Below are 12,418 nucleotides of genomic sequence, written 5' to 3'. Positions count from 1 at the left end.
CCCGCCATTTTTATTATACGGGGGATGAATGAAAGAATTAAGCATTTTTGTAGATGAATCTGGGGATTTTGGAGTTTATGATTATCATGCACCATTTTATATTATATCTATGGTATTACATGATCAGGCAGTTAACATTGTCGACGATTTGAAAATATTGGAGAATGAACTTAGTAATATTGGATGGCCAAAGCATAGTGTTCATTCTGGACCGGTGATAAGGTCGGAAGAAGAATATCGAGGATATGATTTAAAAGAACGACAAAAAATTATTATGAAAATGATGAGTTTTGTACGTCGTTTGAATATAAACTTTAAGTCAATATACATAGAAAAGAAACATATAGAGGATTCTATAGAAGCAACCGGAAAGCTTAGTAAGCAATTGGCTGTATTTATTCGTGATAATTATGCTTTCTTTTGCAATTATGATACTGTTAAGATATATTATGATAATGGACAAGTGGAGGTAACAAGAATTCTATCATCAGTTTTTAACGCATTATTGGAAAACGTTGAATTTCGTAAGGTAATTCCAGCTGATTATAGATTGTTTCAAGTTGCAGATTTGATATGTACACTTAAGTTGACGGAACTAAAGATGGAGAATCATTTGTTGTCAAAATCAGAAATATATTTTTTCAATGATGAGAGAACATTAAAGAAGAATTATTTGAAGCCGCTATCAAAGAAAGAATTGTAGAGCAAAATTATAGAAAGAATCGGTAGACAGTAAAATGTCAGCCGGTTCTTTTTATTTTATCCAGAAAATGATGTAATATTGTGTTATATTGCAGTTAGTGCAAGAACAGGTAGTAGTTTAAACAAAGGAAGGGCATAGCCAACGACTTTATCGTTGCTGTGCCCTTCCCTTAAAAATATTTACTCTGCCAGTTCTTCCCACTGCTCGTATAATTTCTCCAACTGTTCCTGGCAGGAAGTCTGCTCTTTGGACAGCTCCTGCAGCTTTGCCACCTGGGTGCCGATGGCGGGATCGGACATTTCGGTGTCGATCTCGGAGATGCGGGCTTCCAGTTCGGCAATCTTTTCTTCGCATTTTTTCAGGTCGTTTTCTTTCTTGCGGAGTCTCGCCTGTTCTTCCTTCTGGGCTTTCCAGTCCAGTTTGACTTCGGATTCTGCAGCTTTAGCTGCAACTGTGTTATCTGCGTCAGTATTCTGCGGAGCACTGGCTTCTATGGCAGCCATCACCGTGTCGTGCTTTTCGAGATAATAGTCATAATTTCCAACATAATTTACGAATTGTCCCTCCGTCAGATCCAGGATCCTGTGGGCGGTACGGTTGATGAAGTAACGGTCATGGGAGACATACAATATGGTACCTTCGTAACCGTTCAGGGCATCTTCCAGTATTTCCTTGGACATAATGTCCAGATGGTTCGTTGGCTCATCGAGGATAAGGAAGTTCGCATTGGAGAGTACCAGCTTGGCGAGAGATACACGACCGCGCTCGCCGCCACTCAGATCACTGATACGCTTGAAAACATCCTCCCCGGTGAAGAGGAAAGCCGCCAACACATTGCGGATCTGGGTATTGTTCAGGTAGGGATAATCGTCGGAGATCTCTTCGAACAATGTCTTGTCACTGTGCAGGACATGATGCTCCTGATCGTAATAGCCGATCTCCACATTGGAACCTAATCGGAAGGTGCCCTGATCGGCAGGAACGAGACCATTTAAGATCTTAAGCAGAGTGGTCTTGCCGCTGCCATTATCACCGATGATCGCCACGTGTTCGCCGCGCTTGATCTCGAAATTAACATCGGTAAAAAGCTTATGGGAATCAAAGCTTTTGGACAGATGCTCCACAGTCAGCACATCATTGCCACTTAAGATCCGGGGCGTCAGTGTCAGCTTCATATCCGTGCGGACCTCGGAGGGTTTTTCGATGACCTCGATCTTGTCCAGCATTTTCTCACGGCTTTCCGCCCGTTTGATGGACTTTTCCCGGTTGAAGGATTTTAATTTTTCGATGACCTCTTCCTGATGTTTGATCTCACGCTGCTGGTTCATATAGGCATTCCAGGCAGCAACGCGCAGCTGTTCCTTTTTTACGGCATAATCGGAGTAATTGCCCATAAAGGTTGTAGCCTTGGACTGGTCGATCTCGATGACTTTCCCGGCGATCCGGTCCAGAAAATACCGGTCGTGGGAGACGATGAGAACGGCTCCCTTGTAATTCAACAGATAAGTCTCCAGCCAGGCGATGGAATTCATATCTAAGTGGTTCGTCGGCTCGTCTAGGATGATGAGATCAGGGTTCTGTAACAGAAGCCGTCCTAACGCCACACGGGTCTTCTGACCGCCGGAGAGTGTGGCAACCGGCTTGGAGAATTCATCTTCGGTAAATCCCAGTCCCTTTAACACACCGACCAGCTCACTGCGGTAGAGATAGCCGCCGCCGGTCTCGAAAGCATGGGTGAGAGAGGTGTACTGCTTCATCAGGTCTTCCAGCGCATCTCCTTCGGCATGCTTCATATTGTTTTCGCATTCCCGGATCTTTTCCTCCAGGCGCAGCAGATCCGCCTTGACAGATAACAGTTCCTCGTAAATGGTGTGAGAGGTGTCCACAGTGCTGTTCTGTGCAAGGTATCCCAGGGTCTTGTCCCTCGCCAGAACCACCTGCCCGTCATCGGGAGTCATTTCCCCTACGATGATGCGGAGCAGTGTCGTTTTCCCGGCACCGTTGATGCCCACGATGGCAGCTTTTTCATGATCCTCTATATGAAAAGAGACATTTTTCAATACCTGATTTTCTACAAATGCTTTTGAAATATTCTGACAAGATAATATCATGGTAGTAAGTATCCTTTATTTCCAACCCACGGAGACCGGGCTTTTTAAATTTCATTGTAACGAAAAGAAGAAAACCTGTCAATTCATTGACAAGTTTTTAACACATGGTGTATACTAAAAAAAACGGAGGTGAAAGTATTGGAAGTAAAAGAAATTTCACAGGCTGTGATTGGCAGACTGCCCAGATACTTTCGATATTTGGGGGAATTGAAGGATGAAGGTGTGGAACGTATTTCTTCGCAGGAACTTTCCGGACTGATGAAGGTGACCGCATCCCAGATACGTCAGGATTTTAATAATTTCGGCGGTTTCGGCCAGCAGGGCTATGGATATAATGTAGAATCTCTGTATCGTGAGATTGGTAAGATCTTAGGACTGGATAAGCAGCATAATTTCGTCATCATTGGAGCAGGCAATCTGGGAAGAGCGCTGGGCAATTATATGAACTTCGAACGTCGTGGATTTATCTTCAAGGGAATGTTCGATGCGAACCCGGAACTGGTGGGTAAGGATGTCCGTGGCGTGAAGGTTATGCCCATGGATCAGCTGGAATCCTTTATCCGGGAGAAGGACATCGATATCGCTGTACTGACGATTCCCAAGACCAGTGCTGTGGAAGTGGCAGATAAGCTGGTGGCTAACGGGATCCGTGCTATCTGGAATTTCGCTCATGTGGATCTGAATGTTCCCGAGGGAATTCAGGTGGAGAACGTGCATCTGTCTGACAGCTTAATGAAGTTATCCTATAATATTAACCGTTACAGTTCAGACATGAAATAAGCAAGCGTATGATTGCTTATTTCATAGGCGGAGTGTCTGAAAATGAATAAAAGGAAAAGTCGCAAGGCGATGACGGATGCGAAGCAGCCGCTTTTATGAATTTCAGCGCACCGAGAAATAATACAACATGAAGTAAGGCATCAAAGGAGTGATTTTATGGGCAACGGTAACGCAGAAGAAAATGCACAGGACCGACAGGCTGCTTTCAAAAATGCATTGACGGGAAAGCATCTGCCCGTACTCACCCTGGATAATAAATGGTATCGGTTGTTGAATAAGACCGGTTCCGTTCCGCTAAAAGAAACGGAAGATGCCCTGAATCAGCTGTTGAAACGACAAGGTAAGCTCAATACCGAGTCGAAGGATATCCGGAATCTGAAAAAGAAGCTGATGAAAGAAATCGTCCCTATGGTGGATGAGGCGGAACAGCAGGGCGAAAACAGTAAGCTGAACAAACAGATCGAGGATCATAAGCGCCTGATCGGGGAATGCAATGAGAAGCTGGAAGCATACGAAGATGAGTTAAAAGATATCCCCAGAGAGATCGAAAGAATAAATCTTCAGCTTATGATGTTTACTATGGACTGCTGCTATGATATTATGAAGGATAATGACAAACAGATCAAAGAGACTGCGGAGTGGGTGGGTGCGATCCGTATCGAACTGAAAAAACGTCTGATCGAAAAACAGCAGATGGAACAGCAGAATCAGGAGATCTACAACTACATGCATGATATTTTTGGTGCAGAAGTGGTCAATCTGTTTGACATGAAATATAATCCGGAGCAAAAATAGTATGAGATATCTGGTAACTGCACAGGAAATGAAGCAATACGATAAAAATACCATAGAGTACCTCGGCATCCCGGGGCCGGTTCTGATGGAAAGAGCGGCTCTGGCTGCGGAGGATTTTCTGAAAGAGCGCTTTGATGCCGTGAAGGAACGGACAAAAGTGCTCATTTTTGCTGGTATGGGAAATAACGGAGGAGACGGTCTGGCTTTGGCGAGACTTCTTGCGGCGGACGGTTATACGGTATCGGTACGACTTGTGGGAGATCCGGAGAAAGCCACAGAGCAATGGAAGAGCCAGTGGCAGACCCTGCAACATTTTCCGGTGAAGACAGACAGTAATACGCAGGCAGATGAATATAATGTGATTGTAGATGCCTTGTTCGGTGTAGGATTGAGCCGCCCGGTGGAAGGCATCTATGCGGAAGCCGTAGAAGAGATGAATGTGGCGGAAGGATTTAAGCTGGCACTGGATGTTCCCAGTGGGATCTGCTCGGACACCGGCCGGGTGCTTGGTTGTGCTTTTCTGGCAGATGCAACGATTACTTTTGGTTTCTGTAAGAGAGGCCTTGTAATGTATCCGGGAACCGATTATGCTGGGCAGGTACACATTGCAAATGTGGGGATCGGACCGGAGAGCTTTCTGGGACAGAGCCCGGAGATGTATACTTATGACAGCTGTGAACAGCATCTGCCGGACAGAACATCCTCCGGGAATAAGGGAACCTTCGGCAAAGCTTTGCTGGTGGCCGGGAGCAACGGCATGGCCGGAGCAGCAATCCTGGCGGCAAGAGCGGCGTATCGTACCGGAGCCGGTATGGTAAAAGTAATCACCGCAGAGGAGAACCGGCAGATCTTACAGCAGGGAATTCCGGAAGCTTTGTACGGATCCTGCAGACAGCTGTCCGAGAGCATGGAATGGGCGGATGTTATTGCTGTCGGTCCCGGCATCGGCAGAGAGGAACAGGCACTGGAATGCCTGAAAAAAGTAGTGGAAAAGAGCAGAAAACCATTAGTGATGGATGCGGATGCACTGAATCTTCTGGCGGAAGAAAACGGTAAGGAATTGGCAGAGAAGCTGCGTACTCAGGGGGCAGAAGGCAGAATTATCATTCTGACTCCCCATGTGGGAGAATTGTCCAGACTGCTTGCGAAGACCATCCCGGAATGCAAGAAGGAGCTTCCGGAGTGTGGCAGAGAACTGGCAGAACGGTTTCACGGTGTGGCGGTTGCCAAGGATGCAAGAACGATTGTATGTAAAGAACAGGGAGAATTTTATCTGAATACTACAGGCAACAGTGGTATGGCCACTGCGGGCAGCGGAGATGTCCTGACGGGTGTGATCCTGGGACTTTTAGCTCAGGGTATGAATGCAATTGATGCAGCTGTGAACGGTGTGTATCTCCATGGCAGAGCCGGTGAGCTGGCGGCAAAACTCCATACGGAGTATGGGGTAATGGCGGGAGATATTGCGGATTGCCTGATGAAAGACTATGATGAGAAAGAAAGTGTGAAGAAATGACAAGCAAACTACAGGAAAAGATGAATTCCTACCAACGGGTATGGGCGGAAATAGATCTGGATGCCATTTGGGAGAATATGATCCATATGAAGGAAAATATTGCCCCGGAGACGAAGATACTGGCGGTCATAAAGACTGACGGTTACGGACACGGCGGTGTTCCCATCGCCAGAATGCTGGAGGATGTGGATTTTATGTTCGGCTATGCGGCAGCTACCTACGAGGAGGCGCATGTCCTCAGGGAAGCCGGTGTGAAGAAACCGGTCCTGATCCTGGGATATACTTTTCCTTATTGTTATGAGGAAATGCTCCGGGAGGAGATCCGTCCGGCAGTGTATCGCAGGGATACCGTGGAAGAACTGGCAGAGGCCGCTGCAAAGGCCGGTAAGAAAGCCAAAGTGCACATCAAAGTGGATACCGGCATGGGAAGGATCGGTATCACTCCGGACGACGAAGGGCTGGATTTTGTAAAATTTGTCATGGAACATCCCGGACTGGAAGTGGAAGGCATCTTTACTCATTTTGCGAAATCGGATGAAGCGGATAAGACTTCTGCCAACCATCAGCTGGAACTGTTTCAGAATTTTATTGATAGAATACAGTCGGAACTGGGACTGGAGATTCCGGTAAAGCATTGTTCCAACAGTGCGGCGATTCTGGAAATGCCCCAGGCCAACATGGATATGGTACGGGCGGGAATCACGACCTACGGTTTATATCCTTCCGAAGAAGTAAGTAAGGATATTGTACCTCTGCGGGCTGCAATGTCTCTCTACAGTCATATCATTTACTGCAAGACGATCCATGCGGGGCAGAGTGTCAGCTACGGTGGATTGTTTACCGCAACAAAAGATACCAGAGTAGCCACCATCCCTGTAGGATATGGAGACGGGTATCCCAGAAGTTTGTCGGGAAAAGGCTACGTGCTGATCCACGGGAAAAAGGCCCCCATTCTCGGAAGGGTCTGCATGGACCAGTTCATGGTGGATATTTCCGGAATTCCCGGAGCCATGGAGGGCGATAAGGTGACGCTCCTTGGCGCGGATGGTCAGGAGCGGATCACGGCGGAAGAACTGGGAGAACTTTCCGGCAGATTCAATTATGAGTTTGTCTGCACACTGGGAAAACGAATTCCCAGAGTCTACCGTCGAAATGGTGAGATCACAGAAGTAAAAGATTATTTTGAAAATTTCTGACGGATCTAAAGTGTTCGTATAACTCCGGAAGAATCGGCAATACTTATGTTAAATCGCTGATGAAGGAGTAGAAATGAGAAGAGGAGATATCTATTACGCAGATTTGAGACCGGTCATCGGCTCGGAGCAGGGCGGCATCCGGCCGGTGCTGATCATCCAGAACGATGTGGGGAACAAACACAGTCCCACCGTGATCTGCGCTGCAATCACCTCAAAGATGAACAAGGCGAAGCTGCCTACGCATATTGAACTGAATGCCCGCCGCTACGATATGGATAAAGATTCCGTAGTGCTGCTGGAACAGCTGCGCACCATCGATAAAAAGAGGCTGAAAGATAAGGTATGCCATCTGGACGGAGACATTATGCGGAGAGTGAACCGGGCACTGAAAGTCAGCCTGGAGCTGGATACATAGCCCGATGCATAGTGTATCCGAAAATAGGATAAAATACGAAAGGATGAAATAAAATATGGACATGAGTGGGCCTGTGGCCATTTTTCTCTTTTTCCTGCTGTTGCTGGTGGATATGTTTTTCTATGGATTTGATGCCGCCATCGACAATCTGAATGAAAAGGAGATCCTACATAAAGCAGAGGAAGAAAAGGATCGCCGGTCCATGCGGCTGAGTGAAATGATCAGCCGTCCGGGGATCTATATCAATACGGTACAGCTGGTTATTACTCTGATCAATATTTTAATGGGAGCTTTTTATCTGAATATCTGGCTGCAGACCATTGACAAGGGACTTCATGTGATCAATGTGGGAGGCATGTCTCTGGAGAATGTGCCTACGGGAGTGCTTTCAGGGATTGCCACGGTATTGTCTTTTATTGCCATGATCTATATCCTGTTGACTTTCGGTGTGCTGATTCCCCGGAAAATGGCATCCAGACAGCCGGAGAAGTGGGCGTATGCCTGTATTGACCCGATTTATATTATCACCAGACTGCTGGCACCCCTGACGGGGCTGGTGAATCTGACAGCCAAGGGAATCCTGTTCCTCTTCGGTGTCCGCAACAATACGGATGAAAATGATGTGACCGAGGAAGAGATCATCAATATGGTGCAGGAAGGTCATGAGCAGGGTGTCATTCAGGCCAGTGAGGCGGAGATGATCTCCAACATTTTCGAATACGGAGACAAGGAAGCCCAGGATATCATGACACATCGTGGAAGTATCGTGGCCATTGATGGTGAGACGAAACTGAAGGATGCCATTGCTTCCATGCTGGGAGGCAAGAACAGCCGTTACCCTGTGTATGAGGAGAATATTGATCATATCATCGGTATCCTGCATCTGAAGGATGCCATGCGGTTCCATATCAGTGATGACAAGCTGGACCTGCCTATCGCAAAACTGGACGGGCTGCTCAGAGAGCCTTATTTTGTGCCGCAGACGAAAAATATCGATGAACTGTTCAAGGAAATGCAGTCCCAGAAGCTGCAGATGGCCATTGTGGTAGACGAATACGGACAGACCGACGGACTGATCGCCATGGAGGATATTCTGGAGGAGATCGTCGGCAATATCATGGATGAGTATGATGAGGATCAGGAATACATCAAGAACCGTGGCAAGGGCGAATATGTCATGGAAGGCAAGACTCCGTTAAAGGAAGTGGAAGAGCTTCTGGGTATTACCTTCGACGAGGAAGAATTCGAGACTTTGAACGGTTTCCTGATCTCCAGACTGGACCGGATCCCGGAACCGGACGAGCAGTTCGATGTGGACTATAAGGGATACAACTTTAAAATCCTTTCCGTGGTCAAAAAAATGATAGGAAGTGTGTTGGTCCGGAAGCTTCCGGAGGAAAAAACACCGCAGAATGCAGAAGACGGACAATCAGTGCTTGAAGAAAAAAGAAAATAATGCTATGATAGAAAGAGCGTTATTGCGTAAAGACTATGCATACAAAGAGAAAGAAACTTTAAGTTCAAAGGAGTAACAAAAATGTCAGGACATTCCAAATTTGCTAATATTAAGCATAAAAAAGAAAAGAACGATGCTGCAAAAGGTAAGATTTTTACCATTATCGGCCGTGAGATCGCAGTCGCTGTAAAAGAGGGCGGTCCCGATCCCGCCAACAATTTCAAACTGGCAACCGTTATTGCCAAGGCAAAAGCCAACAACATGCCCAACGACACCATCGAGCGCGGCATCAAGAAGGCAGCCGGAGATGTGGGCAATGTAAACTATAAGTATGTGACTTACGAAGGTTACGGCCCCAACGGTATCGCCATCATCGTAGATGCACTTACCGACAACACCAACCGTACCGCTGCCAACGTAAGAAGCGCATTCACCAAGGGACAGGGTAATGTAGGTACTCCCGGATGTGTATCCTTTATGTTCGATAAGAAGGGACAGATCATCGTGGACAAGGAAGAATGTGATATGGAAGCGGACGATCTGATGATGATCGCTCTGGATGCCGGAGCGGAAGATTTCTCCGAAGAGGATGACAGCTTCGAGATCCTGACTGATCCCGATAACTTCGAAGAGGTACGCAAGGCTCTGGAAGATGCCGGAATTCCCATGATCAGTGCAGAAGTTACCATGATTCCCCAGAATTATGTAACACTGACCGATGAGACTGCAGTGAAGAACTTACAGAGAACCCTGGAACTGCTGGAAGATGATGATGACGTTCAGGCAGTATATCATAACTGGGACGAATAAATTGAAAGGTTAGGGGTAACAGCATGGAGAAACTTGCAATTGTAGTTCCTTGTTATAATGAAGAAGAGGTGTTAAAGATTGCTTCCGAGGCACTGAGGGGTGTGCTGGATGATCTGATCCATAAGGGAAAGATCGCGGAAGACAGTTTTATTCTGTTTGTAAATGATGGCAGTAAGGATCGTACCTGGGAGCTGATCGAAGAAGAGCATCAGGCACATCCGGTGCAGGTATGCGGTGTAAAGCTGGCCGGCAATGTGGGACATCAGTTCGCACTGACTGCCGGACTAATCACTGCCATGGATCTGTCTGATGTGACGGTTTCCATTGATGCAGATCTGCAGGATGATGTAGCTGTGATCGAGGAAATGATCGATAAGTTCCACAACGGCTGTGATATCGTATACGGTGTCCGTAAGGAGCGTAAGACCGATACTTTCTTCAAACGTACCACGGCGCAGGGATTTTATAAAGTCATGGAAATGATGGGGGTCAAGACTGTTTACAATCATGCGGATTTCCGACTGATGTCCAAGCGCGCGGTAGAACAGTTCTCCAAGTATCAGGAGACCAATCTGTTCTTAAGAGGTATGATGCCTTTGATCGGTTATCAGACGGACTGTGTATACTATGACCGTAAGGAAAGAGTGGCCGGTGAGTCCAAGTATCCTCTGAAGAAGATGCTTGCACTGGCATTCAACGGTATTTCTTCCTTCAGTGTGAAGCCTATCAGTATGATCCTGGGTGCCGGTATGATCATTGTGGCCTTAAGCCTTCTGGCTGCTATTTATGCGCTGATCTCTTATTGTACCGGACATGTGGTACCGGGCTGGACTTCCCTGATCCTGTCCATCTGGTTCCTGGGCGGTATTCAGTTAATGGCCATTGGACTGGTGGGCCAGTATATCGGCAAGATTTACATTGAGGTAAAACATCGTCCCAGATATAACATCGAAAAGGTACTGAAATAATGAATTATAAAAAGAATGTAATAAGTGTAATACTGTGGTTACTTTCTGCAATTATGGCGGGAACCGGAGCGATGATGGTCACTATGCCAAGCGCTCCGGAGGAATCCCAATGGATCGGCCTTGTGATAGCAGGTGTATGGCTTGCTGTCACAGGGCTTGTTGCTTTTCTGCTGTCAAGAGGACTGCAAAAGAGCAGAGAGAAAAAAACAAACGTAGATAATCGGCAGACTGCACTTGTGGTCGAGGGAATCCTCACAGTGCTGTTGGTAGCGGCGGGGATTGTCCTGAGGATTCGTGAAATCCAGCTGATGGATCTGGATGTAGCGGCGGAGGATGTCTGGTTTGATACGGTCCGAGTGACAACACAGACGCAGATCCCACAGGTAGTACATGGCGCGGTTTATCTGTATCTGCAGATACTGCACGGGCTTTTGCTGCTCCTCGGCAATAAGATCACCGTGGCACTCGGATTCCAGGCGGGCTTACAGATTCTTGGCTGGATTCTTTGTTATTTTGCGGTCCGCCGATTAACTGGACCGGCTGCGGCAGTTACGGCGCTGGGATTTGGAATGCTCTGGCCATTGTGCTGGAAGGTAGTAGTATTGGGACCGGAGGAACTTTATCAGATGTTATGGATGATAGGCCTGTGTCTGGTTGCGGCAGCACTGAATACCTTCCGACGAAAAGGTGAACAGAAGGGCGTCCGCCCGATTCTCAGTTTTTTTATCGCTGGTGTGGCAATGGGAGTGCTGACCTATCTGGATATCACGGGTTTATTACTGTATCTTCCGATACTTTCGGTTTTTGCACTGGAGACAGCGGAAGAGGAAACTGTGGGATTTTTACATAGAATGTGGGCAGCATTACTGGCAGCTTTCGGAGGCGCAGTCGGATTCTTTGTTTCAATCGCAGTAGACGCCTGTGTCAGCGGGAAACTTATGGGAAATGTTCTCACTGCATGGGGACGGCTGTTCCAACCGTCTGCTTTTTCCTGGCCGGTTGCAATTTACGACGGTACTATGACGACCGGAGCGGATACTGTGGTAGCCGGCAAGATTCTGATCTTTTTATTGGTAACAATGCAAATTCTCGGTGTATTTGGTTTCTGGTGTCAGAAACGCAGAGAACGTCAGAGTATCTGGATCCTTTTGTGGATTGTGTTGGAGTTACTGATGACGTTTCAGATCACAACCCCGGATATTCAGGGAATGTGGATGCATGTCCGGCTTCGTTATCTTCTCATTGGAGCCGGAGTACAAAGCCTGATTCCCTATGTGACCATGATGCAGGAAAAAGAAAGGGAGAGTACGGAAACGGTGAAACGCAGATCCCGGCTGAAAGTACAGGATCTGGAGACCGAGGAATTCCCGGAGGAAGAGCCAGCGGATTTCCAGGAAGAGCCTGTAGAAACGGAAAAAATACAGCTGATCGAAAATCCACTGCCCCTGCCGAAAAAGCATGTGCCTAAGGTACTGGATTATAAGCTGGATAATGACGATGACAGTGATTTTGATTATCCGGTAGCGGATGACGATGATTTTGATCATTAAAAATCTGTTGGTTTCCTAATGAAATGTTGGATTGACGGACATACTAAAAGACGATACGAGAGGTGGAATGCCTTTGTGTCGTCTTTTTTTGTTATTTAAATTTTCAAAATCATAAAAT

11 protein-coding genes are annotated in these 12,418 nt (G+C 46.9%); 10 read left to right on the top strand and 1 reads right to left on the bottom strand.

What is annotated here, in order from left to right; translation table 11 throughout:
- The first annotated feature begins 28 nt into the window (after positions 1-28).
- Positions 29-703 (top strand): DUF3800 domain-containing protein, encoded by a 675-nt coding sequence (locus OCV96_RS14870; protein WP_118669140.1) that lies wholly within the window; start codon positions 29-31, stop codon positions 701-703.
- A gap of 179 nt (positions 704-882) precedes the next feature.
- Here OCV96_RS14870 and OCV96_RS14865 read toward each other — a convergent pair whose 3' ends face one another.
- On the bottom strand, positions 883-2,814 hold the full coding sequence (locus OCV96_RS14865; RefSeq protein ID WP_262594803.1) for an ABC-F family ATP-binding cassette domain-containing protein: 1,932 nt from the start codon (positions 2,812-2,814) through the stop codon (positions 883-885).
- Between the two features lie 138 nt (positions 2,815-2,952).
- On the opposite strand from OCV96_RS14865, the gene OCV96_RS14860 reads away from it, so the two are divergent.
- The 9 genes from OCV96_RS14860 (at position 2,953) to OCV96_RS14820 (ending at position 12,300) form a co-directional block, all read left to right on the top strand.
- Positions 2,953-3,594 (top strand): redox-sensing transcriptional repressor Rex, encoded by a 642-nt coding sequence (locus OCV96_RS14860; RefSeq protein ID WP_262594802.1) that lies wholly within the window; start codon positions 2,953-2,955, stop codon positions 3,592-3,594.
- A 156-nt stretch (positions 3,595-3,750) separates the two neighbouring features.
- Positions 3,751-4,389: a hypothetical protein gene (locus OCV96_RS14855; RefSeq protein ID WP_262594801.1), complete on the top strand. Its 639-nt coding sequence runs from the start codon at positions 3,751-3,753 to the stop codon at positions 4,387-4,389.
- Position 4,390: 1 nt separating this feature from the next.
- Positions 4,391-5,905 carry an NAD(P)H-hydrate dehydratase gene (locus tag OCV96_RS14850; RefSeq protein WP_262594800.1) on the top strand — a complete coding sequence of 505 codons (1,515 nt, stop codon included), beginning with the start codon at positions 4,391-4,393 and terminating at the stop codon, positions 5,903-5,905.
- Positions 5,906-5,925: 20 nt separating this feature from the next.
- Complete coding sequence (gene alr, locus OCV96_RS14845) at positions 5,926-7,101, top strand: alanine racemase (protein ID WP_262594807.1); 1,176 nt, start codon at positions 5,926-5,928, stop codon at positions 7,099-7,101.
- A gap of 73 nt (positions 7,102-7,174) precedes the next feature.
- On the top strand, positions 7,175-7,516 hold the full coding sequence (locus tag OCV96_RS14840; protein WP_022312232.1) for a type II toxin-antitoxin system PemK/MazF family toxin: 342 nt from the start codon (positions 7,175-7,177) through the stop codon (positions 7,514-7,516).
- Positions 7,517-7,571: 55 nt separating this feature from the next.
- Positions 7,572-8,972 carry a hemolysin family protein gene (locus tag OCV96_RS14835; protein ID WP_022312233.1) on the top strand — a complete coding sequence of 467 codons (1,401 nt, stop codon included), beginning with the start codon at positions 7,572-7,574 and terminating at the stop codon, positions 8,970-8,972.
- 81 nt (positions 8,973-9,053) lie between these two features.
- Positions 9,054-9,782 (top strand): YebC/PmpR family DNA-binding transcriptional regulator, encoded by a 729-nt coding sequence (locus OCV96_RS14830; protein WP_022312234.1) that lies wholly within the window; start codon positions 9,054-9,056, stop codon positions 9,780-9,782.
- A gap of 23 nt (positions 9,783-9,805) precedes the next feature.
- Positions 9,806-10,750 carry a glycosyltransferase family 2 protein gene (locus OCV96_RS14825; protein WP_118503739.1) on the top strand — a complete coding sequence of 315 codons (945 nt, stop codon included), beginning with the start codon at positions 9,806-9,808 and terminating at the stop codon, positions 10,748-10,750.
- Positions 10,750-12,300, top strand: a complete 1,551-nt coding sequence (locus tag OCV96_RS14820) for a hypothetical protein (protein WP_118503741.1) — start codon at positions 10,750-10,752, stop codon at positions 12,298-12,300. Before OCV96_RS14825 ends, OCV96_RS14820 begins: the two co-directional genes overlap by 1 nt.
- Positions 12,301-12,418: the final 118 nt, after the last annotated feature.

Origin of the sequence: Waltera acetigignens (assembly GCF_025567015.1) — a bacterium.
Lineage (GTDB): Bacteria > Bacillota > Clostridia > Lachnospirales > Lachnospiraceae > Acetatifactor > Acetatifactor acetigignens.
Note: the sequence above shows the minus strand (reverse complement) of the source record. Positions and strands in the feature narration are given on the sequence as shown.

Bases quoted from the DNA above. Each gene is read 5' to 3' on its own strand.
- OCV96_RS14870 (WP_118669140.1), top strand. From the start codon at position 29: ATGAAAGAATTAAGCATTTTTGTAGATGAATCTGGGGATTTTGGAGTT.
- OCV96_RS14865 (WP_262594803.1), bottom strand. From the start codon at position 2,814: ATGATATTATCTTGTCAGAATATTTCAAAAGCATTTGTAGAAAATCAG.
- OCV96_RS14855 (WP_262594801.1), top strand. From the start codon at position 3,751: ATGGGCAACGGTAACGCAGAAGAAAATGCACAGGACCGACAGGCTGCT.
- OCV96_RS14850 (WP_262594800.1), top strand. From the start codon at position 4,391: ATGAGATATCTGGTAACTGCACAGGAAATGAAGCAATACGATAAAAAT.
- alr (WP_262594807.1), top strand. From the start codon at position 5,926: ATGAATTCCTACCAACGGGTATGGGCGGAAATAGATCTGGATGCCATT.
- OCV96_RS14840 (WP_022312232.1), top strand. From the start codon at position 7,175: ATGAGAAGAGGAGATATCTATTACGCAGATTTGAGACCGGTCATCGGC.
- OCV96_RS14835 (WP_022312233.1), top strand. From the start codon at position 7,572: ATGGACATGAGTGGGCCTGTGGCCATTTTTCTCTTTTTCCTGCTGTTG.
- OCV96_RS14830 (WP_022312234.1), top strand. From the start codon at position 9,054: ATGTCAGGACATTCCAAATTTGCTAATATTAAGCATAAAAAAGAAAAG.
- OCV96_RS14825 (WP_118503739.1), top strand. From the start codon at position 9,806: ATGGAGAAACTTGCAATTGTAGTTCCTTGTTATAATGAAGAAGAGGTG.
- OCV96_RS14820 (WP_118503741.1), top strand. From the start codon at position 10,750: ATGAATTATAAAAAGAATGTAATAAGTGTAATACTGTGGTTACTTTCT.